Source organism: Paenibacillus sp. Z6-24, assembly GCF_054161335.1.
In genome coordinates this window covers 4092208-4114488 of sequence record NZ_CP096398.1, presented here as the reverse complement: position 1 = coordinate 4114488, position 22281 = coordinate 4092208, and the positions used below count along the sequence as shown (strand labels likewise).

Below are 22281 nucleotides of genomic sequence, written 5' to 3'. Positions count from 1 at the left end.
GGATCAGCCGGATACCTGCTCGCGTATCACCGGCGTCTCGGCAGGCACGATTGGCTCTGCTGCTGCCGGGCGGGAGAGTCGGGAGCTGGACTGGAAGAACACGTTCAGCAGGATCGCCGACAGGCTGCCGGTAATCGTGCCATCGCTGACGATGATGCGCAGTGCAGCAGGCAGACCTGCGAACAGCTCTGGTACTACCGTTGCGCCGATGCCCAGCGAGACAGAGCAGGCGACGATCATCAGATTGCGCTGATCCTGAAAATTCACTTCTGTCAGCATCCGGATACCCGACGCGACAACCATACCGAACAGCACGACCGTTGCTCCGCCCAATACGGCGGATGGGATGACCGTAGCCAGTGCGGCGATTTTCGGTACCAGACCGAGTACGACCAGAATGCCGGAAGCCATGTATATTACATTGCGCGTCTTGACCCGGGACAGCTCGACCAGGCCGACATTCTGGGCAAATGTATTATAAGGGAAAGCGTTGAACAGTCCGCCCAGTACAATCGCAATTCCTTCAGTGCGGTACCCGCGAGTCATGTCCTGTGGAGTCAGCTTCTGTTCGCAGACACGTCCGAGAGCGAGGAATACGCCTGTCGATTCGACGATGATGACCATACAGACGATGATCATTGTCAGAATCGGAGCGATCCGGAATTCCGGCAGTCCAAAAGCGAAAAATTGCGGCAGATGAAACCAGGATGCTTCGGTCACCGCCGACAGGTTTACTTTTCCCATCATGGCAGCGACTGCTGTACCGGCTATAATACCGATCAATACGGACAGCGATCGCATGAAGCCGGTGAAGAAGCGGTTGATCACCAGAATCAGCGCCAGTACGCCAAAGGAGAGCAGCAGATTGTCCAGACTGCCGAATGTCGGGCTGTTGGCACCGCCGGCCATATTTTTGATCCCGGTGGGGATGAGGGAGAGACCGATGACCGTAACGACCGTACCGGTAACGACAGGAGGGAACAGCTTGATCATTTTACCGAACCAGCTGGCAAATACAGCTACGAACAGACCGGCTGCGATAATTGCCCCATAGATGGCACCCAGTCCGTACTGATTGCCGATCCCGATCATCGGCGTGATCGCGACAAAGGAGCTTCCCAGCATAACAGGCAGCCCGATCCCCAGATAGCGGGTCTTCCATGCTTGCAGCAGTGTGGCGATCCCGCAGGTCAGCAGGTCGATCGCTACGAGATACGACAGCTGCTCCCCTGTCAGATTGAGTGCCCGTCCGACAAGCAGTGGCACCAGAATCGCTCCGGCATACATGGCCAGCACATGCTGCAGCCCCAGTGAGAAAATCTTTCCTCCACGTACCTTGTTTTCCATCCCTACACGCCCCTTTTTCTCGATAAATGAGTGATATGTTAGCAAAACTGTCTATGATTTTATTGAACTACTGTCATCTTATAGGGTGTGTCAGGATTTGCAGAGGTATTTACATTGAGTTTGTAAATAAAACTAATTTGATATTCATATATTATGCATAAACATAACTTACGTGTTAAATAATATTACATACAAAAAACTCTGTAGGAATGTTATCGCCCAGCAGTCGATAAAGGGCATACTTTTGCAGTATGAGCCGGCTAAAGGCTCTGTTATTTAAACAGATAAGCCGGATTTGTGAACGCCTGCTGTACACGAGGAATTCTATAATAGAAACAACCTGCAGGAATATCCGGTTACCAAGGCAAAAACCTGCCAGGTATACAGGCATATGGGCAAATGAAAAAGCCATAGCGAAGGGAGAGGATAAGGTATACCACGTATGAACGGAAATAGGGCAGGAGTGAATGGAAGCAAGGGGTACAGCAGTCTATCCAATACAAGACGGGAAGTACACATGTCCTTCTCAATATTGTAAGCGTTATCATAAATGATTATTATGACCACTACCACTGAGGAGCGTGAGTAAGGGATGAGAGAATGGCAGCATTCATGGGCAGTAAAGACACTGGCAGTAACGCTTGGCATTGCACTGGTGCTTCCGGCCGGAGGATTATCGGCTGCAGATTCGGCAGCAACTGCTGTGAACGGTAAAAGTGCGCAGCAGGGCATTCAGCTGGAGCATCTCGACCGGGGGCTGGTCGCCGCCAAGACGGGCGACGGCATATTTATCAGCTGGCGGCTGCTTGGCAATGAAGTGAACGGCTATTCGGATCAGGGACTGACCGGTACGGATTTTGCTCTGTATCGCAATGGCAAATTCGTAACTGTCGTCAAGGACAGCACCAACTATCTGGATCGTCAGGGCTCAGTCAAAGATAGCTATCGTGTGCTGCCGCTCCAGCATCGTGGTTCCAATCAGGGAAATCGTGATACTTCCTTTGCCGCCGATCCGGTCAGTACCGATGTCTACCGGGCAAATACCGACGTGCAGCAGAAGACTACAGCAGAGGAAGGCGGAGATACGGCTACATACAGCGGCATATCTGCCGCTCCAGCGGCTGGTCTGCAGCAGTATGCCGATGAGTACGGCATCAGTGCTGCCAGCTTGACCCGGCCGGACAAGCAGAAGCTGAGCCCGCCTGCGACCGTATGGAACGATACGTATTATGATCTGCCGCTGCAGAAACCGGCTGACGGCGTTACCCCTGCCGGTGAAGCGTATACCTATTCGGCCAATGATATGAGTGTCGGTGATGTAGACGGCGATGGACAATACGAATATTTCGTCAAATGGTATCCGTCCAACGCCAAGGACGTCTCCCAGAAAGGCTACACCGGCAATACCTACATCGATGCCTACCGCCTCGATGGAACCCTGCTGTATCGGATTGATCTGGGTGTAAATATCCGCTCCGGGGCGCATTATACCCAGTTCCTCGTCTATGACTTTGATGGCAATGGCAAAGCCGAACTGATGATGAAGACAGCGCCGGGAACCAAAATCACCCGTTACGGCAAGCGCGGCAATGTGGTGTCCGAGCAGTACATTTCTCTGCCCAAGGCAGATCGGCAGGCTGGCTACTCCAATACGGACGATTACCGGATGAGCAGCGAGGACTATTATGAACATGTGGTGCAGATGTTCCAGAACTGGAGCGAACATCCGGAAGTGAAGAACGGTCACTGGCCAAAGACGCTGGAAGAATGCTTTGGAATCGCACCGAAGTATCAGTATCCACTCTCCATGGAAGACGCCCGGGCCATGGCAGATTACTTTATTGACGTCTATGCGCCATCCCGCAGTTCACGTAATGATCTGCGCGACTTTGAAGGCTTCATCGTGAGCGGTCCGGAATACTTGACCGTGTTCGAGGGACGCAGCGGCAAGGAAGAAGATACGGTCCGTTATGAGCCGGAGCGCACGGATGACGGACTGATGTGGGGCGATTACGCAATGGGACGGATTGAACCGGGCAACCGGGTAGACCGCTTCCTCGCCACCGTCGCCTATGTAAACGGCAAGACACCATCGGCTGTATTCGCACGCGGCTATTATACTCGCGCCGTACTCGTCTCCTACAACTGGGACGGCAAGAAAATCGGCAAGGACTGGACCGCAGACAGCGGCTGGGCGATAATGAGCAATCCGTTTAACGACGGACCACATGGACGCGACGGCACCGACCCCGATCTGGGTCCGCTGGCCGGACAGGGCGCCCACTCGCTCACGGCAGCCGATGTGGATGGAGATGGACGGGATGAGATCGTCTATGGCTCCGGTACGGTGGATGACGATGGCAGCCTGCTGTACAGCTCGGCAGATGTGATGCCGGCGGGCAGTGCCACACCGGGACAGACAGCCAAGCTGGGACACGGAGATGCGCTGCATGTATCCGACCTTGATCCGTCTCATCCGGGCATGGAGATCTATATGGTGCATGAAGGAGGTGCGTATGCACCGTATGGCTATGCAATGCGTGATGCAGCTACCGGCAAAGTACTGTTCGGAGCGTATACCGGCAAGGATACCGGCCGCGGCATGGTCGGTGATATCGATCCGTCCCGTCCGGGTCTGGAAGCCTGGGCGACCGACCTGCGTACAGCCGGTGGCGAGCTGATCGGCCGCAGTGCACCGGGCACCAATATGAATATTAAATGGAGCGCAGACATGACTACCCAGGTTATCGACGGTGCCCTGGAAGTCACTCCAAGCATTCAAAATTGGCAAAAGGGACCTGTACTGGTGGCAAACGGTACCCTGACCAACAATGGTACCAAAGGCAATCCGTCGCTCGTCGCTGATATTTTCGGTGACTGGCGTGAAGAGCTGCTGCTGCGTACGGCGGACAGTTCGGCAATCCGTATCTACCTCAGTACGGAAGTGACCGATCACAAGCTGTATACGCTGATGCATGACGCTCAGTACCGTACAGGCATCGCGCGTCAGAATACGGCGTACAATCAGCCGAGCTATACCAGCTTTTATCTGGCTTCCGATACGGACTGGGCGCGTATACCCAAGCCTGACTTTTATACGCCAGGACATAAATGATTTACAAATGAAGTGAACCAGAGTACCGTCTGCGCTGGTATCATTTGCACTGCTCATATGGTTTCAGGTGATCCCAACTCATAATATGGGATTATTGCATGAAGTTCTACTCATTTCCGATTCAGCAGTCTATTGGCTCGGACAGCATTTTGTGGATTCATCACATGAAATGCTGTCCGGGTCTTTTTAGTGTTCTTTTCCAGCGTTTTATTCAAATTAAGTAATGATCCAACTATGCCTTACTATAGATGAAAAAAATTTCCCTAAAAAACTGTAACAAAAGTGTCTGTTCCTGTCGAAAGTATAAGAATGAGAAAAGATGAGAAGATTTGTATTGACAGCTAATGAATGAATAACAACAGATGATGGGGGAATCGCAACTGTGAGAATGACTGTGCGTGCAAAATTATTAAGCGGATTTGCCGGTATGATGATTCTGATTTTGATTCTGGGTGTGCTTATATCGGCACGTCTGAACTCGATCGGAGACAATGCCAATGATATCCGCGGGAACAGCATCCCGAGTCTGGTATCCCTGTATCGGATCAATGATAAAGTGACCGATGTAGAGAATCTTGTGCTGCGCAGTATTATTGAGCAGGACGATACCGCTATGCAGCAGATTAATTCGGAGATTAGCAGCACCAGCGTGGATATCGCCAAAAATATGCAGCTTTACGAGACGTATCTCTCGGATGAGGAGGAGATCCAGTTATATAACTCCTTCAAAGAAAGCTGGACAAGCTACACCGCCATCATTCAGCAGGTTCTGGAAGCATCCGATGTTAACAATGATACGCTGGCCATGAATATTCAGTTCAATGCAACACCGATGCTGACATCGATGAACGAAGGGCTGAGCAAGCTGGTCGATCATAATGTAAATGATGTTACGCGTTCAGCAGATGGACAGCTGAGTGAATTCTACCTGGCACGCTGGATTACATGGGCTGCCGTAGTGGCAGCTATCCTGATTGGCAGTGTGCTGGCATTGGTCATTTCCCGCATGATCGTCCGTCCGCTTCACCGGATGCTGGAGCAGGTCAATTATATTGCGTCCGGTGATCTGACTCGTACTGCCGAACTGCCGGTAGAGGTAAAGGATGAACTGGGTGACCTTGCCAAAGGCCTGCAGCAAATGGGAAATTCACTAAACACAGTTATTGCCGAAGTCAACGAGACCTCCCAGCGGCTCAATGATTCTGCCGAAGAACTGACAGCAATCGCGGAAGAGAATGCTTCTACTTCTGCCCATACCACTGAATCGCTGGTCTCCATGGCCGACCGCTCTGCGGATCAGACGAGCCAGTCGGAACAGGGAGCATTGCTCGTACAGTCAATCTCCGCCAACATCCAGGAGATCGATAACAGAATCGAGCAGGTTAGCCAATCTGCCCAGACCGCTGCCGATCATTCGGTCAACGGAACTGGTATAGTTACCGAAGCAGCCGGACAGATGGAAGCTGCCCAGTCCCGTATGAATGAAATGAACGGCGTCGTCAATGAGCTGAGAAGCCGTTCGCAGGAGATTGGCAGTATCGTCGGCATCATCACCGGAATCGCCGGACAGACCAATCTGCTCGCCCTGAATGCAGCGATAGAAGCTGCCCGGGCTGGCGAACATGGCAAAGGATTCGCAGTCGTCGCCGCCGAAGTACAAAAGCTGGCGGAACAGTCCTCCTCTTCAGCCGGACAAATCGTCAGCATGATCGATTCGATTCAGCAGGATACGGATCGTCTTCATCAGGCGATGGATATGGCTGCCGAGCAGATCCTGAGCGGTACCGAGTCGATGAAAACGACAGGCGACCTGTTTGAAGATATCAAGCAGTCTGTGAATGAAGTCGCAGCGCAGAGCCGTGAAGCAGCGCAGCTGTCGGGCAGTATGAACCAAAGTGCCGAAGCAATGGAACAGTCCATTACAGGCATCGTGGGCAGCATCGAGCATTCCTCGGATGAGATCCGTAAAATCTCTGCCGCTTCCGAGCAGCAGTCGGCTTCCATGCTGGAGTTATCCTCCAGCGCAGCTGCCTTGTCGGAAATGGCGGAAGAGATGAACCGTATCGTCGACCGGTTCAAACTGTAACTAAACAAAGTCATAACCAAAAAGCCTGGATAGCACACAGATCATCTCTGTATGCCGTCTCAGGCTTTTGGTCATGCAATAAATATGGAAATCATCATTCTATTATTTTGGAAATGATTATAGCTGCACTTGGTATAGATCATTTCCAACCGACCCGTACGATCAGACCTTTCGGATCACCGACTTCCAGATAGGCAGCCTGCTGATTGTAATCATCATACGCAAATCCGTAAGCAAGGCGGTCGATGCTGTGATCATGCCAGAACTTGGCATAATAGTTGGCAGGTGCAGCCTGGTAATACGCGGCTACATTGTTCCAGTTGGACTGGTTCTCATACACATGGCGGTTGATGGCGGAGCAGATTCCCGGCGATTCCTGCAGTCTGCCGTTGCACAGCAGAATCTCCTGGGTGTTATAACCGCCGCCATAGCTGCCAAAGTAGTTGGCATTGGCACCGCCAGCTTTGAACGAGCCGTGGATCGGTGCGACGATCCGGTAAGGAGCCTGTATATCTGCCAGAGAGCGGAAGGCAGCCGGCACTTCGCTGCGGTACTTGCTGAAGATGCTGGCGCGGGTCTCGGACTCCAGTTCGCCGACCGTGCGATCGTAGTTACCGGCACGGTTAACGAGGCGATGCTGCAGCGGGAAGCCGAATCCGTCGACACGGGTCGTATTACCGTGATAACCGGTGTTATCTACCGTAAATTCCACAAAATCAAAATACACATCCAGATTCGGATCGGTTGGGTTGTTAATGTCCGGTCCGGCAAATCCATCATTGTAGGTTTTGATGTAGCATGGCGAGCCGACACAGATGAACATGCGTCCGGAATCCATTTTCGGCAGGCTTACCCATTCCGCCTGGCTAATAGTGCTGTAGATGTTGGCATAGTTGACGCCATTCTTGGTCAGATGTCCGGGAGCATCATTCAGCGCTACAGAGATCGGTTGCAGCTGTCCGGAGCTGGTTAGATAACTCCACTGCTTGGTCTCCGGGTTAATGCCCAGGATGCCCCAGTAGACGCGGTTATCCGGGTAGGCACCGTTGGTAGCATTCATTACCTTGAAAGTCATTACACCCTTACCGGAGGGGGCAGGGATGGAGGAGGCCGGAATCGAACCGACCGAAGGTGCAGCAGCAGAGACAGAAGACGTAGACAGTGGGGACCATACGCTTACCATAATCAGAACAGCGAGCAGTACATACTTGAAGACCGAATTCTTCATAAACTACCTCCTTATTTTGTATACGCTTTCGACTGCAGTATTAATTATTACAATATCTGGAACTGATTTCAATCGAAAACCATGTGCGTTTCTCATGTGTTTTTTTATCCAAAAAAATCTTTATTTTTATATAAGTTTCATTTGCTTTTTCATGTTGAAAGCTTTAGAATTTTAATCTTGAGTGTCCAACGTGATTGCTGTATGACTTCATTTCATAATCTGGAAATGATAGTCAAGACAGCTTGAAAAACATACTAGATATAGTGTGTCAAGTGAATTATTTTTTTGAGTATTTTTCCCCGGGCTGTGAGTGTGCGAATAAGCTGAATATACGGAGAATTTAACGGATAACTGCTTTTTTCGGCTGATTCGGATACTGCTTTCTCACTTGTTAGTCCTATTGACAACACTATATATAGCGTATAATCTTAATCTCACGTTCTATATATTGCGTTACGGCTTGTTTTAAGATGCGGTATATGGGTAATGCTTGTTAAGAGAAACCGAGCTGATGCTTCAGGGCTTTGAGAAGCCTTGCTGCTCTATGGCTGGCGCAAGTTCATCACCGTTCTTTAGGTATAAAGAACGGTGATGAACACTATATATTGAGTGAGAAGGAGATGTCATCCCACATGCTGATTGCATATGATTCCAAGACAGGCAATGTCAAACGGTTTATCGGAAAATTGAAAAATTCATCGGTGCAGGCCGTACAGATCGACGAGGCGCTGCAGCTGAATGAACCATTCGTACTGGTCACCTACACAACCGGCTTTGGTCAGGTCCCCGAGAAAGTGACTCATTTTCTGGAAAACAACCATGGCCGTCTGCTTGGCGTAGCAGCCAGCGGCAACCGCAACTGGGGCGAGAACTTCGGCAAGAGTGCAGATTTGATATCGGAGCGCTACGGTGTTCCGGTCGTATATAAATTTGAACTATCCGGCACTACAGGAGACGCACAACGATTCGTACAGGAGGTAGAGAAAATTGCGGCATATTGAATTGAACAACCTATTGATGCAGCGTGACGAGAACGGATTTTTCCGTCTGGATAAAGATAAAGAAGCAGTACAGGAATACATGAAGGAAGTGGATGAGAAGAGTATCCATTTCGCGGACACTACGTCCAAAGTACGTTATATGATCGACAATGATTACTACGAAGATATGTACCAGCATTACACTGCACAGGATGTGGAAGAAGTATACGCGATTACACACAGCTATAACTTCCAATTCCCTTCCTATATGGCAGCTTCCAAGTTCTACAAGGACTACGCGGTAAAAACGAATGACCGTGCGAAGTATCTGGAGCACTACCCGGATCGTGTAGCCGTTGTAGCACTGCATCTTGGACGCGGTAATGCCGAGAATGCCAAGACGCTGGCACGTTCCATGATGGAACAGCGTCTGCAGCCGGCCACACCGACATTCCTGAATGCCGGCAAGAGTCGCCGTGGAGAGATGGTATCCTGTTTCCTGCTGGAAATGGACGATTCCCTGAACTCGATCAACTATGTACTGAATACCTGCATGCAGCTGTCCAAAATCGGCGGCGGCGTAGCGGTTAACCTGTCTAAGCTTCGCGGACGCGGCGAGCCGATCAAAGGTGTCGAAGGCGCAGCCAAAGGCATCATGCCGGTACTGAAACTGATGGAAGATGCGTTCTCCTATGCCGACCAGATGGGTCAGCGCAAAGGCTCTGGTGCAGCATACTACAACATCTTCGGCTGGGATATCCTGGAGTTCCTGGACAGCAAGAAGATCAATGCCGACGAGCGTACCCGTCTGAAAACACTGTCGATCGGTCTGATCGTGCCGAACCGCTTCTACAAGCTGGCAGCCGATAACGAACTGCTGCATGTATTCGCACCATACAGTGTCTACAAAGCATACGGCAAACACCTCGACGACATGAACATCGACGAAATGTATGATACCCTGATGGCAGACGATCGCGTCAAGAAAAAACCAATCATGAGCGCACGCGATATGCTGACCAAGATTGCCAGCACCCAGCTGGAATCCGGCTATCCTTATATTATGAACAAAAGTAACGCCAACAAATTCCATGCCCTGAACGGCATCGGATCGGTGAAAATGTCCAACCTGTGCACGGAGATCTTCCAGCTGCAGGAAACGACAGAAATCATGGACTACGGCGTGGATGATATTATCCGCCGCGATATCAGCTGTAACCTTGGTTCCCTGAACATCGTAAACGTAATGGAACTCGGCAAAATCCGCGAATCCGTACACGAAGGCATCATGGGACTGACTTCGGTAAGTGATATGACCAATATCGCCAATGCACCGGGCGTTGCGAAAGCGAACCGCGAGATGCATTCCGTGGGTCTGGGCGTTATGAACCTGCACGGCTACCTGTCCAAGAACAAGATTGCCTACGAGAGCGAAGACGCCATCGACTTCGTGCGTACCTTCTTCATGATGATGAACTATTACTCCCTGGAGAAGAGCATGGAGATTGCTCGCGAGACCGGCAAAACATTCATGGACTTTGATAAATCCGACTATGCGAGCGGTGTGTATTTTGACCGTTACCTGGCGACCGACTATCGTCCGTCCAAGCCACGTGTACAGGAACTGTTCGGCAGCATGTACATCCCGACACCGGCAGACTGGCAGAACCTCAAAGCCGATGTAATGAAAAATGGTCTGTACCACGCCTACCGTCTGGCGATTGCGCCGACAGCAAGCATTTCCTATATCCAGAACGCGACATCCAGCGTAATGCCGATTGTAGAACAGATCGAGACACGTACGTATGCGAACTCGACGACGTACTATCCAATGCCGTACATGCAGCAGGATAACTACTTCTACTACAAATCCGCCTACACGATGGATCAGTTCAAAGTACTGGATCTGATCGCCGAGATTCAGCAGCATGTGGATCAGGGCATCTCGACCGTCCTGCACGTAAGCAGTGACGTAACGACTCGCCAGCTGGCCCGCTACTACCTGTATGCGGCGCACAAAGGCCTGAAGTCCCTGTACTACACACGTACCAAGCGTCTGACTGTCGAAGAATGCATCAGTTGCTCCGTATAATATTGATTTCGTGCAGAATTTTATCTATTTGATTCAAGAGCAGCTCGCTGCTGAACAAAAGGTGAAGGATGAGCATAATGATCAAAGGTATTTTCGAGACACATATCAATGTGAGTGATGTCGAGCGGTCGGCGGCCTTTTATGAGCGTCTGCCCGGCATTACACTCCTGCATGCAGATACCGCCCGCAAAAGCCGATTCTACTGGGTCGGAGCACCCGGGGAAAGCATGCTGGGGATTCGCGAGAATTATCCTTCTCCGCTTGTGCAGCGTCAGCATTTTGCTTTTCGTGTAGAGCTGGAGGATCTGAGACATGCCCGGGAGCAGCTGGCTCGTCTGGGCATCCCGGCACAGAACTTCCATGGCGAAGATGCCGCGCAGCTGATGGTATTTCCATTCATGCCTGCGGTGTCCATCTATTTTGACGATCCGGATGGGCATTCGATTGAATATCTGGCTATGCTGGACGATGAGCCAAAGCCTGAGCTGGAGATTATGCCCTGGCAGGAATGGGACCGGCTGCATGGCCGTCAGGAATCCTGAACCAGCTCCTGTTGTATCTTGTTGTAATGAAATGAATACCATCTAATCCGCCACTGGCGTAAATATAAATATTGGGTCTTTACCTTGCAGTATGCAGCAGAAGCGCATCACCCTTCTTCTTGCATACTGCAGTCTTGTTATGACGTAAACAGCTACTGTTTCACTACATAACGGCAGGTAAGAGAAAGGGGCACAACACATGAGTGAGCCAATCAAAGCAGTCAACTGGAACCGTCCGGATGACGATTATTCCCTGATGTTCTGGAACCAGAACATTATGCAGTTCTGGACCGATGACGAGATTCCATTGTCCGATGACAAAATGTCCTGGATTCAGCTGAGCGACCTGGAACGCGAGACATATATGAAAGTCCTCGGCGGTCTGACTCTGCTGGATACGATTCAGGGCGGCGTCGGCATGCCGCAAATTCTGGAGCATGTAGACGGCCTGCAGCGTAAAGCTGTCCTGGGCTTCATGGCAATGATGGAGCAGATCCATGCCAAGTCCTACAGCAGCATCTTCACCACGCTGTCTTCCACCGAAGAGATCGACGAGATCTTCAAATGGGTCGAAGAGCATCCGCGCCTGCAGACCAAAGCGGAGACGATTCGCCAGTATTACACCAACATCAATTCACCCAAAGAACTATTCCTCGCCATGGCAGCTTCCGTTCTGCTGGAGAGCTATTTGTTCTACAGCGGGTTCTTCTATCCGCTGTATCTTGCGGGTCAGGGCAAAATGACCTGCAGCGGTGAGATCATCGACCTGATCCTGCGCGACGAGAGTATCCACGGCGTATACGTGGGCGTACTGGCACAGGAGATCTACAACGAGCTGGATGAATACGAGCAAAAAGATGCCTATGAGACGCTGGAAGGGCTGTTCCGTTATCTGCATGAGAACGAAGAAGGCTACACTGCAGAGATCTACGATCCGATCGGCCTGACGGACGAAGTGAACATCTTCCTGCGTTACAATGCCAACAAAGCCTTTATGAACCTGGGCTTTGATCCGCTGTTCCCGGACGAAGAAGTGAATCCAATCGTCTTCAACGGTATCAGCACACACACCAAACAGCATGACTTTTTCTCCAAAAAAGGAAATGGTTATGTGCGCGCTATGAATGTCGAGCGTCTGACAGACGAAGATTTCAAATTCGATTTCTAAAATTTTCGAATATTAAGAAGCATCTGCAGAGATCAGATGCTCTATACAGAAAGTGTTTGGGACATGAAAAGGGTTATATAGAGAAAAGAAGTAACCGTACAGGTATACCGTTCACACAGAGAAGCGCGGATGCCGGTAACAGGTGTATTTAAAAGGGGATAAGAGAAGGCTGTCTGGCTGCGCATCATGCAGTGTAGGCAGCCTTCTTACGTTATATTCGGTATGTGCGTATCCATATAGCCTGAAGTTATGGTGAGCAAACGCATCCTAATTGTTATGAGTAAACAGTCATAATGCGCGATACAGCGCCCATTACATTAGCTTGGATGTTTTGTAATCAATCCCGGAAGCGTATACAATGAGTAATACTACCATTACCAACAAGGGAGCGATGAACATGGGAATGACAGGCATCTATTATGCGGAAAAAGACAATTTACAGACGATCCTGACAGGCACGTCGGGTCAGCCGGCTCTGGATATCGACAAAACCTGGAGTCTGATCGCAGACATGTTTCCGGATATTCCTTTTGTGCCGGTACAGAACCAGTATGCCATTGACAGCCAGCTGACAGAGTTCGGTACGTTCTATCTGCCACCCCACCAGGTCGCGCAGATGGCTGAGTCCATTCCGGTCGTACGGCAGCGTGAAGCGCTGGAGCAGCGCATTGACTTTGACCGCTGGAAAGCGAGCAGTCAGCCGGATGCGAAGTCCGAAGAGGACGATGCGATGATGATGTTCTTTTTCCCGATGACCCAGGAAGATACGTATGAGGATCTAGTCGAAGGTTATCTGCTGCCGCATCTGGATCAGGTATTCGATCTGTATCTGAGAGCAGCGAGTGAAGGACAGGGTATTATTTTCGCCATTTTCTAAAAGAGATAAACCGCCTGGAGAGGAGCCGCATTATTCATGAAGTCATTAACCACACTGGAGCAGGTGCACGAGCAGATTGCCAGTCACCGGCTCCAGCTGCTTATGCTGAAGACCCATCACTGCAGCGTCTGCGAATCCGTCCAGCCCCAGGCCGCACGTCTGCTGGAAGACTATCCGCAGATTGCCGGTGCCTATGTATATATGGAAGACGCGCCGGAGCTGGCCTCCGAGCATCTGATCTTTACCTCTCCGGTGCTGATATTGTTCTACGAAGGCAAGGAAGTATACCGGGCTGCCCGATTTATCCGGTTTGCGGAGCTGGAGCAGCAGCTGCAGCGTTATGCATCGCTGTTGGATGAATGAGAAGAGTCGGAGGAGACGGGGAAGAAGCGTTCCATAATCACATACTGTTTACCTCCACGGATAAATAATTCCTCAGTGGGTGCCAGGCCGAATTTGCTGTAAAATCCGGTCTTTTCTGCACGGGCATTACAGTAGATGCGTCTGATGCCGGCTTGTTCGACTTCCTGCAGCACGTAGGAGAGCAGGTGACTTCCATATCCCTTTCCCTGCCGGTCCGTAAGCGTAGCAAATTTACGGAACTGGGCTTCATTGTGATCGATAAAAAGAGAAATGACGGATACCAACTGGCCGTCCACCAATAAGCCGTAATGTCTGCCCTGATCATCATCTTTTAATTTTACATAATCCAGCTCACGATCCGGCCACATTACCTGATGGCGGAGCTGCCAGACTTGTTCCAGAGTAACAGGCTGAATCAGCATAGAGTGTCCTCCATAAGTTATATTCCTATTTTGAAAAGGTTGATTGTATCATAAGGCAAATAGAGCATGACTGTAAATTTTGGGATTAAAAATGTGGTGTGATGCGAACCGATAAATGCTGTTAAAGTTTGAAAATTGCTTTAGATTATCAATCTGTTACCTACTGTGCCTGCATAAGATCATACGTATCCATTATAGTCTGCATCTCTCAAAGAGCTGCAGGCTTTTTCGTATGGGTAAGACGAAAACGATCATTTTCATATTACTCTGAATTAATTTCCAGTAAATGATTGACAGACTGTACCAACTGTATTAATAATAGTAGTACAGTTAATACAGTGAAAGGGGGAAGCCCATGTTTGAATTGGATGTACGCAGTCGCAAGCCCATATACGAGCAGCTGATGGACAAGATCAAGGAAATGATCCTGTATGGCATTCTCAAGCCGGATGAGCAGCTGCCTTCGGTACGCACGTTGTCGGGGCAGCTGACGGTCAATCCCAATACGATCCAGAAAGCGTATCGTGAGCTGGAACGGGAAGGATATATTTATTCCCAGGCCGGCAAGGGAAGCTTCGTCGCGCCATCCCAGCAGCAGCCGGGTGCCGCGCAGCTGGCAGAGATGAAGGAACGGCTGCTCAAGCTGTTTGCCGAAGCTATCTATCTCGGCTTTACCAAATCAGACATCGAAAAGCTGTATCAACAGACCATGGAAGAACAGGAGAGGGGGAAGAGCAGTGATTGAGATTAAGCAGCTAACCAAGATTTTCGAAGACGAACGGGCAGTAGAGGATGTATCCCTAACCGTACATAAAGGCTCCATCTTTGGATTGCTCGGCTCCAACGGTGCGGGTAAAACGACACTACTCAAGACAATGGCTGGAGTGTACCGGGCCGACAAGGGTGAAGTACTGCTGGAAGGACAGCCGGTATACGAGAATCCGCAGAGTAAGCAGCGGATGATTTTTCTGGCGGATCAGCCTTACTTTTTTGCCCAGACCTCGATTCAGCAGATGGCGGTATTTTACCGGGCTATCTATCCACATTGGGATGAACAGCGTTTCCAGCAGATGGCGCAGGCTTTTGCCAGTATTCCGCTCAAGCGCAAGCTGCATCGTCTGTCCAAAGGTATGCAGCGTCAGGCATCCCTGTGGCTGGCGCTCAGCTGCAAGCCGGACATACTCATTCTGGATGAGCCGATTGACGGACTCGATCCGGTCATGCGCAGACAGGTGAAAAACCTGCTGTTCCAGGAAGTGGCCGACCGGGAAATGACGGTCGTCATCTCTTCGCATAACCTGCGGGAGATTGAGGATATGTGTGACCATGTAGGCATCATGCACCAGGGACGTCTATTGATTGAAAAAGAACTGGACGATCTCAAGGCCGCCAGCCATAAAATCCAGATTGCTTTCCGCGATCCGAGACATGAGCAGGCAATCTCCGGGCTGTTGGATATCCAGCACAAGGAAGAGCGAGGCAGCGTAGGGACCTATATTATTAAAGGTACGGTCGAGCGGATTACCGAGGTTGTGCAGACGTATCAGCCGTATGTGTTTGACGTACTGCCTATGACGCTGGAAGAGATATTTATATACGAAATGGGGGATGCCGGTTATGACGTTCAACCACTACTTCTTTAACCGGGGACTATGGATGCACGCCTGGCGGCAGGGCGGCTGGATTGGGATTATTTATTTACTGCTGATGATCTTCTCCGGGCCGATGATGCTGCTGTCAACAAATTCGGCTTATGAATATCAGAGAGAGGCCCGAGTACTGGATTATATGTTTCAGGAAAATGGAGAAATCGCCATTCTGTTTACTTTTGTCATGTCTATATTGATGGCCATTTTCTTGATGAGGTACATACAGTCCAAACGAGCGGCTGAAATGTTCCATAGCCTGCCTGTACGCCGGGAACAGCTGCTGACTGTACCGCTGGTAGCCGGACTTGCCATGCTCATCATTCCGATATGGATTACCGCGCTTATTAGCGGATCGCTGGCAGGCAATCTGGAGCATGTTGTCTTTACAGGTGATCAAGTGATCGACTGGGCGGTGTCTCTGACAGTCATTAGTTTATTATTCTTTACTTTTACAATGTTTGTTGGGATGTGTATCGGTCAGTCCATTTTACAAATCATTGTCACACTTATATTGCTATTGCTCCCTTCAGGCTTGTTCTTTCTTTACAACAAATATTTTGAAAGATATTTGTACGGGTACTGGAATGACGATACATTCAATACCTATATGGCAAGCTGGTCTCCATTGGAAAGAGTAATGAATGTAAGTATAGAGGGTTTTAGCCAGTTGGAAGGCTGGGTTTACTTTGGAATCTCTGTCCTGCTGATTGCTCTTAGTTATCTGCTATATAAGCTGCGTCCAACCGAGAAAGCAACTCAACCAATTGTATTTCGCTATTTTAATCCATTATTCCGTTTGGGCATCATGTTATGCAGTGCATTAACAGTCGGAATATACTTTATCGTTTTCTTTGAAAAATGGGATATTGCAGGTTACATTATTGGTGGATTGCTTGGCTATCTGATAGCAGAAATGATACTGCGCAAAACCTGGTACCTTTTTGAAAACAGATTGTGGACCAGACTATTGATGTATGGTTTTATAACTTTGCTTCTGCTGTATATTCCGGTCTCTCCACTTAACGGTTATGAAAAAAGAGTGCCAGCGCTTAATGAAGTGAAATTTGTGTACGCTGGCAACAGTATTTCAAATGTTCTCCCTGGATACACTGAGAACGGAAAAACATACAAAAAACTGAATCAAGATATGCTTGCTTCTAATCCTGATTACATCCGCAATATTATTAATTTGCATTCTCAAATAGCGGCTAATCAGCCCGAAAATGGAAACAAGCGCGATGATAATTACTATATGAGTAATGAAATGATAGTAATAGGCTATATTCTAAAGGATGGAAATACATTATTCCGATCATATGCAGTACCTCGTACCTCAGAATACAACCCATATTTGCTGGCTGTCCATCATTCCGAGGATTATAAAATGTCATTTTATAATTTAAGAGGATTGGAAAAGTCTAATACGGAATTTAAAATTACAAATCCGGATAAGCAAAAGCGAACAGTGACCATTACTGATCCTATTGAAATTGAACAACTGAAGCGACTAATCATACAAGAAAAACTTGCCGTGAAAGATCCAAATAACAATCCCATCCGGGGAAATACATTAGCAATCCGAACTTATATTATGCCTGTATCTAATTATGGTGAAAGCTATCATTACAATTGGAATCCTGCATTTAAGCCAACTGAAAAGTGGCTGAAGCAAAAAGGATACTGGGATCTGCTGGTTACCAAGGCGGAAGATCTTTCTGCCGTCGTTATTGTGCCGGATAACCGTGCTGAAAGAGAGCAAACGATGGATGGTTATGCTGGATTGTTCAAAAAGTATCGTGGAACTCCACAGCAGGTTATTGTCAACGATAAAGACCAGATTGATAAATTACTGAACCAAAGTGAAACCGAAAGCAGAACGAATGAACAGAGTTATTTGCTCAAACTCAGATTCAAAGATGGAACAGGGGCATACCGTGTTCTGAATAAAGAAAATATCACCCCCGATATTTACAAGATTCTTCCCAAGTAACATGTACTACTAAATGCATGTGGAATTTAGCAAAACCACACTTTATGAAATAAACACTGCTTAAGAGCCTTGCCAATCAATAAAATAAAGTCCAGCACAGCAAAAAAGAGGATGGCATTTATAGTCAGCCTCTTTTTTGTTTGTATTATTTTGGTATAGAGTTTGTTTTGTTGCATTCTTTTCTTGTATCGCGTACTGGTTTCTCTTTTGCATCATCAATATTGCTGGGAGCACAAACAAATGGATCCAGCGGAGCAACCAATTTGCCGATTTAGCATCGTTGACATCTACCTAACGTACCTCTTACTATTCTGTCTAACCGTATCCTTATAACCTCCATAAACATGCGGAATAACCGTATCGGTTCCCTCTGATTATTGAACAAACAAAGCGGTTTCTTGCATACCCGGCCTGAAGCGTAATGATTATCATATCTATGTAAGCGCTATTATAAAATGGGAAAGAAGGGATGCAATTGAATAAAAAAGTCTACATCCGGCGAATGATGCCACTCTTGCTGCTCGGTCTGATCACCTGTCTGGGAACACTTTTTGGCGCTATGGGAGCTTCGGCTGCACCGACAACGAATACGATCGAGGACTCCACCCATGGCGTAACGAACAGCCTCGCTACATCAGCTGTCACCCAGGATGTCTATGCACATCGTCCTACCATCTACCTGGCAGGTGATTCCACGGTGCAGAGCTACCGGGAGTCCCAGCGTCCACAGGCAGGCTGGGGACAGATGATCGGCCGATATTTGGATGATTCCATCGCCGTCAGCAATCATGCGATCGGCGGCAGAAGTTCGCGTTCCTTTATCGAGCAGGGGCGGCTGGATACGATTATCGGTCAATTGCAGACGGGGGATTATCTGATGATCCAGTTTGGACATAACGATGCCGATCGCAAGCCGGAGCGTTATACGCCTGTAGGAGATTACCGCAATTATCTCAAAGTCTATATTCACGGTGCCCGCAGCAAGGGAGCGACCCCGATTCTGGTCACCCCGGTATCGAGAAGAGACTACAATCCGGATGGCCAATTCAATGTCAGTTTCCCTGAATATGTGGAAGCGATGAAGCAGGTGGCTGCCGAGACGCAGACACCACTGCTGGACCTGAGCGCTCGCAGCGTTGCCTACTACAATGCGGTGGGCATAGAAGGCACCACGTCCATCTTCCTGCATGTGCAGCCGGGTGTATATCCCTATTTTCCAAATGGAGTCGTGGACAATACCCATTTCCAGGAATATGGAGCTGTGCAGATTGCCGGATTGGTGGCAGACGGTCTGCGTGAATTGAACCTGCCGCTGTCCGGGCATTTGCTGGAGACTGCCGGACAATAAGCATGCGGCGGTACCGGCAGAGCATAGAATTATTCAAATGGGACAGACCTGCGGGGCTGTCCTTTTTGCCTTGCCTGAAAAGGGAGATGGGATGGATACTTGATGCCCATGTTGTATATTATGTTGCGAAAGAGGGAAGCCTTTGCGTATATTTCACTGGAATGCGATTAGCCGCCGCCTTGGTCCTGCTGCACTGCTGGGTATTATGATTTTCAGTCTGTGGTTTATGGTAGGCGCTTCGTCCGGGATCAGTGCCGGTCACCAGCAGCTAGTCGTGTATCTGGCGGGTGATTCCACAGTACAGACGTATACGGATGCCCAGCGTCCACAGGCAGGCTGGGGGCAGATGATTGGCCGTTATTTTGACCAGGGAGTTACGTTCAGCAATCATGCGATCAGCGGCAGGAGTACACGCACCTTCATCGAGCAGGGAAGGCTGGATAATATTCTAAGCGAGATTCAGCCGGGGGATTATCTGCTGATCCAGTTCGGTCATAATGATGCCAATCAGGCCAGGCCCGACTGGTCGCTGATGGGATAGGAGCGCTGAATCTGCCTTTGTTTGCCCATGTACTGCATTAAATGAACATGATGGAAAAATATTGGCTGAATTGCATAGTATAGTTCTATTGTCCTCATTCGTCCTGAGGGGATCGCTGGATATATTATCTTCTATTTCCTCTATGTATAAGGTCATCCATGTAAACTGCCAGCCGGCAAGGTTGGCAGTTGTTGCTCTGTATATCAATGCGGGTTCATCTAACTACAGACTGTGAATCTTTTCCCTGGGATTGTCATCTGTTGGCTTACAGTAAATAACTATATTTTGATATTCCAGAAAATATACATAAAGAAATAGGCCATTTTACCGATAATAGTACATATCAATCATATGAAGCGATATAGGACGCAAAAGCAGCGATAAATTAGTAAAGGCCTAACTAATGAACAGTTGCTGCATGATATCGCCGGTTTGTCATGTATGTTATTGCATACCATTTTTGAAGCGGAGTTTCTGTCGGGTCTCCAATCGAACACTGAACTTGTATTTCAGTCAACCATGCCGGGAGGATGTATATTGAAAATGTTTAAAATGAACAACTGGAGTCTTAGCACCAAGATGCTGTTACCTGTCCTTATTCTCGTTATCGCTCTGATCGTATTATCTGTACTGGCGATCCGGAATATCGATAAAATGGGGGATAAATTGATTACATCCCTTTATGAAGAAGCTTACCAGATCAACTATCACATCCTGAATGCAGACCGTGATTATTATCAGGCGATGATTGCCGAGTTTACATTAACCGGCATTGAGAATCCTGCCGAAATCAAGGTTCAGCAGGACAATTACAACGAAAATGTAAAACAGACTCACGACCGGGTACAGGAAGCCAAAGCCATTATGGAAGAAAATCGCTCTGTATTCGAGAAATATGCCGACCCCCAGACTAAAAAGAATGTATTCCAGCTCATCGAAGAATTTGATACCAACTACGAAGCATGGAAAAGTGAATTCAACTTCGAAGAACGCCGCTATGTGAATTCGACCGATTCGGGAGTAAAGTTTGCAGCTTCCCGTCACAATCTGGATCAGATTGAGAATATTATAGACCAGTACAGCAAGGATGCGATTGAGGAAAGTGCTGCACTGAGCGGTCAGATGAGACTGATCACCATTATTCAGCTGGTCGCTATCCTGCTGGTTGCCATGCTGCTAATCTTCTTTATCGTGCGCAATGTGCGTAACCGTACCAGAGATACACTGACCATGATCCACAAAACAGCGAATTTCGATCTCGTCTACGATGACAGCTTTACCCGTTATCTGTCCGAGAAAGATGAATTTGCGGTTATTATCCAGGCACTCGGCGAAGCGAGAAAAGAATTCAGAACAACGTTTAGCCGTGTCATCCAGGAGAGCCGCAGTCTGCAGGATACGATCCAGATGGTGGATGAAGAAATGAACAAGCTGGAAGGCGGAATACAGGATATCTCTGCGACTACCGAGCAGCTGTCTGCCGGTATGGAAGAGACTGCAGCCTCCACGCAGGAGATGAACGCCACTTCGACAGAGATCGAAGCGGCCGTCAATTCCGTTGCGAGCAAAGCCCAGGAAGGTGCACGTGCAGCCGAAGGATTAACCGTGCGCGCCGCCGATCTAAGCAAGCAGTTCAAGCAGTCGTACAGCACGAGTACAGAAACTTACAATCAGGTGCGGGACAGTCTCGTACAGGCTCTGGAAGAATCCAAGTCCGTACAGCAGATCAATAGTCTGGTCTCCTCGATTATCGATATTGCTTCACAAACGAACCTTTTGTCCCTGAATGCGAGTATCGAGGCGGCCCGGGCAGGAGATGCCGGCCGAGGATTCGCAGTTGTTGCCAGCGAGATCAGCAAGCTGGCTGAAGATTCCAAAAAGGCCGCTGACCAGATCAACGAGATTACTCAGGTAGTGGTGGGCTCGGTAAGCAATCTGTCCTCCAACTCCAATGATCTCCTGAACCTGTTCAGCACCAATGTTCGTACCGATTACGAGATGATGTTGTCCTCGGCAGATCAGTACGCTTCCAGCGCGCAGGAAATTGATGATATCGCCAATGATCTGAGCGCTACTTCTGAAGAACTGCTGGCTTCCATTGAGAATGTTGTCAAAGCGATTCAGGAGATCTCGGTAGCCGCCAATGAAGGTGCCGAAGGCACGAGCATGATCGCCGAGAAGACCGATGATATCGTACAGCAGACGGCACAAGTAGCCGAGCAGATGAAGCAGTCCAAGCAGGGTGTCAATGAACTGGCTGAATCGGTAGCCAAGTTCAAACTGTAACTCCGGCTGTAGACGAAATATCTGATACCGAGTATCAGTCCGGGGCAGGTGCAGCATCGCAGAGATAGGGCAAGACACGAGCGCAGTGGATGCCTCAAAAAGCCTGCTGCTTGAGCATTTGGACCGGATAAAATGAAGACAAGGATGTCCCTATACATGGGGGCATCCTTTTTTCTCAATCTTTTCTCAATAAATATTGAAAATCTACTTGATAATAATAATCATTGTTGATAGAATATAAAAAGAA

16 protein-coding genes and 1 pseudogene are annotated in these 22281 nt (G+C 48.8%); 14 read left to right on the top strand and 3 right to left on the bottom strand.

Annotation, left to right across the window (positions count from 1 at the left end; genetic code table 11):
• Window positions 1-3: 3 nt before the first annotated feature.
• A complete protein-coding gene (locus M1D61_RS17850; RefSeq protein WP_458119951.1) occupies window positions 4-1347 on the bottom strand; it encodes a nucleobase:cation symporter-2 family protein in 1344 nt (447 codons plus the stop codon).
• A 592-nt stretch (window positions 1348-1939) separates the two neighbouring features.
• Between M1D61_RS17850 and M1D61_RS17845 the strand changes: the two genes are divergently transcribed.
• Window positions 1940-4462 (top strand): rhamnogalacturonan lyase, encoded by a 2523-nt coding sequence (locus M1D61_RS17845; RefSeq protein ID WP_458119950.1) that lies wholly within the window; start codon window positions 1940-1942, stop codon window positions 4460-4462.
• 388 nt (window positions 4463-4850) lie between these two features.
• Window positions 4851-6548: a methyl-accepting chemotaxis protein gene (locus tag M1D61_RS17840; RefSeq protein ID WP_458122552.1), complete on the top strand. Its 1698-nt coding sequence runs from the start codon at window positions 4851-4853 to the stop codon at window positions 6546-6548.
• A 139-nt stretch (window positions 6549-6687) separates the two neighbouring features.
• Here the strand turns inward: M1D61_RS17840 and M1D61_RS17835 are convergent, their stop codons facing one another.
• Window positions 6688-7776, bottom strand: a complete 1089-nt coding sequence (locus M1D61_RS17835; protein ID WP_458119949.1) for a glycoside hydrolase family 64 protein — start codon at window positions 7774-7776, stop codon at window positions 6688-6690.
• Window positions 7777-8408: 632 nt separating this feature from the next.
• Between M1D61_RS17835 and nrdI the strand changes: the two genes are divergently transcribed.
• The 6 genes from nrdI (at window position 8409) to M1D61_RS17805 (ending at window position 13798) form a co-directional block, all read left to right on the top strand.
• Window positions 8409-8777 carry a class Ib ribonucleoside-diphosphate reductase assembly flavoprotein NrdI gene (nrdI, locus tag M1D61_RS17830; RefSeq protein WP_046213271.1) on the top strand — a complete coding sequence of 123 codons (369 nt, stop codon included), beginning with the start codon at window positions 8409-8411 and terminating at the stop codon, window positions 8775-8777.
• Entirely contained in the window at window positions 8764-10848 is a 2085-nt protein-coding gene (nrdE, locus tag M1D61_RS17825; protein WP_458119948.1) for a class 1b ribonucleoside-diphosphate reductase subunit alpha, read from the top strand. The genes nrdI and nrdE overlap by 14 nt, the downstream gene beginning before the upstream one ends.
• Before the next feature lie 77 nt (window positions 10849-10925).
• The gene (locus M1D61_RS17820; RefSeq protein ID WP_458119947.1) at window positions 10926-11390 is read left to right on the top strand and encodes a VOC family protein; all 465 of its coding nucleotides are present in this window, start codon (window positions 10926-10928) and stop codon (window positions 11388-11390) included.
• A 199-nt stretch (window positions 11391-11589) separates the two neighbouring features.
• Window positions 11590-12558 carry a class 1b ribonucleoside-diphosphate reductase subunit beta gene (gene nrdF / locus M1D61_RS17815; protein WP_458119946.1) on the top strand — a complete coding sequence of 323 codons (969 nt, stop codon included), beginning with the start codon at window positions 11590-11592 and terminating at the stop codon, window positions 12556-12558.
• 358 nt (window positions 12559-12916) lie between these two features.
• Window positions 12917-13435, top strand: a complete 519-nt coding sequence (locus tag M1D61_RS17810) for a hypothetical protein (protein ID WP_458119945.1) — start codon at window positions 12917-12919, stop codon at window positions 13433-13435.
• Window positions 13436-13471: 36 nt separating this feature from the next.
• Window positions 13472-13798 carry a thioredoxin family protein gene (locus tag M1D61_RS17805; RefSeq protein WP_458119944.1) on the top strand — a complete coding sequence of 109 codons (327 nt, stop codon included), beginning with the start codon at window positions 13472-13474 and terminating at the stop codon, window positions 13796-13798.
• On the opposite strand, the gene M1D61_RS17800 is transcribed toward M1D61_RS17805, so the two are convergent.
• Window positions 13774-14220 (bottom strand): GNAT family N-acetyltransferase, encoded by a 447-nt coding sequence (locus M1D61_RS17800; RefSeq protein WP_458119943.1) that lies wholly within the window; start codon window positions 14218-14220, stop codon window positions 13774-13776. The genes M1D61_RS17805 and M1D61_RS17800 overlap by 25 nt on opposite strands.
• A 355-nt stretch (window positions 14221-14575) precedes the next feature.
• On the opposite strand from M1D61_RS17800, the gene M1D61_RS17795 reads away from it, so the two are divergent.
• The 6 genes and pseudogenes from M1D61_RS17795 to M1D61_RS17770 all read left to right on the top strand — a co-directional run bounded on the left by M1D61_RS17795 (window position 14576) and on the right by M1D61_RS17770 (window position 22034).
• The gene (locus M1D61_RS17795; protein WP_046213266.1) at window positions 14576-14965 is read left to right on the top strand and encodes a GntR family transcriptional regulator; all 390 of its coding nucleotides are present in this window, start codon (window positions 14576-14578) and stop codon (window positions 14963-14965) included.
• Window positions 14958-15863, top strand: coding sequence for an ABC transporter ATP-binding protein (locus M1D61_RS17790; protein WP_458119942.1), 906 nt, complete (start codon window positions 14958-14960; stop codon window positions 15861-15863). The genes M1D61_RS17795 and M1D61_RS17790 overlap by 8 nt, the downstream gene beginning before the upstream one ends.
• Window positions 15838-17859, top strand: coding sequence for a hypothetical protein (locus M1D61_RS17785; protein WP_458119941.1), 2022 nt, complete (start codon window positions 15838-15840; stop codon window positions 17857-17859). The genes M1D61_RS17790 and M1D61_RS17785 overlap by 26 nt, the downstream gene beginning before the upstream one ends.
• 475 nt (window positions 17860-18334) lie before the next feature.
• Window positions 18335-19207 carry a rhamnogalacturonan acetylesterase gene (locus M1D61_RS17780; RefSeq protein ID WP_458119940.1) on the top strand — a complete coding sequence of 291 codons (873 nt, stop codon included), beginning with the start codon at window positions 18335-18337 and terminating at the stop codon, window positions 19205-19207.
• Window positions 19208-19481: 274 nt separating this feature from the next.
• Window positions 19482-19724, top strand: a pseudogene (locus tag M1D61_RS17775) (GDSL-type esterase/lipase family protein); the annotation flags it as partial.
• A 567-nt stretch (window positions 19725-20291) separates the two neighbouring features.
• On the top strand, window positions 20292-22034 hold the full coding sequence (locus tag M1D61_RS17770; RefSeq protein WP_458122551.1) for a methyl-accepting chemotaxis protein: 1743 nt from the start codon (window positions 20292-20294) through the stop codon (window positions 22032-22034).
• Window positions 22035-22281 lie beyond the last annotated feature (247 nt).

Bases quoted from the DNA above. Each gene is read 5' to 3' on its own strand.
- M1D61_RS17850 (WP_458119951.1), bottom strand. From the start codon at position 1,347: ATGGAAAACAAGGTACGTGGAGGAAAGATTTTCTCACTGGGGCTGCAG.
- M1D61_RS17845 (WP_458119950.1), top strand. From the start codon at position 1,940: ATGAGAGAATGGCAGCATTCATGGGCAGTAAAGACACTGGCAGTAACG.
- M1D61_RS17840 (WP_458122552.1), top strand. From the start codon at position 4,851: ATGACTGTGCGTGCAAAATTATTAAGCGGATTTGCCGGTATGATGATT.
- M1D61_RS17835 (WP_458119949.1), bottom strand. From the start codon at position 7,776: ATGAAGAATTCGGTCTTCAAGTATGTACTGCTCGCTGTTCTGATTATG.
- nrdI (WP_046213271.1), top strand. From the start codon at position 8,409: ATGCTGATTGCATATGATTCCAAGACAGGCAATGTCAAACGGTTTATC.
- M1D61_RS17820 (WP_458119947.1), top strand. From the start codon at position 10,926: ATGATCAAAGGTATTTTCGAGACACATATCAATGTGAGTGATGTCGAG.
- nrdF (WP_458119946.1), top strand. From the start codon at position 11,590: ATGAGTGAGCCAATCAAAGCAGTCAACTGGAACCGTCCGGATGACGAT.
- M1D61_RS17810 (WP_458119945.1), top strand. From the start codon at position 12,917: ATGAGTAATACTACCATTACCAACAAGGGAGCGATGAACATGGGAATG.
- M1D61_RS17805 (WP_458119944.1), top strand. From the start codon at position 13,472: ATGAAGTCATTAACCACACTGGAGCAGGTGCACGAGCAGATTGCCAGT.
- M1D61_RS17800 (WP_458119943.1), bottom strand. From the start codon at position 14,220: ATGCTGATTCAGCCTGTTACTCTGGAACAAGTCTGGCAGCTCCGCCAT.
- M1D61_RS17795 (WP_046213266.1), top strand. From the start codon at position 14,576: ATGTTTGAATTGGATGTACGCAGTCGCAAGCCCATATACGAGCAGCTG.
- M1D61_RS17785 (WP_458119941.1), top strand. From the start codon at position 15,838: ATGACGTTCAACCACTACTTCTTTAACCGGGGACTATGGATGCACGCC.
- M1D61_RS17770 (WP_458122551.1), top strand. From the start codon at position 20,292: ATGTTTAAAATGAACAACTGGAGTCTTAGCACCAAGATGCTGTTACCT.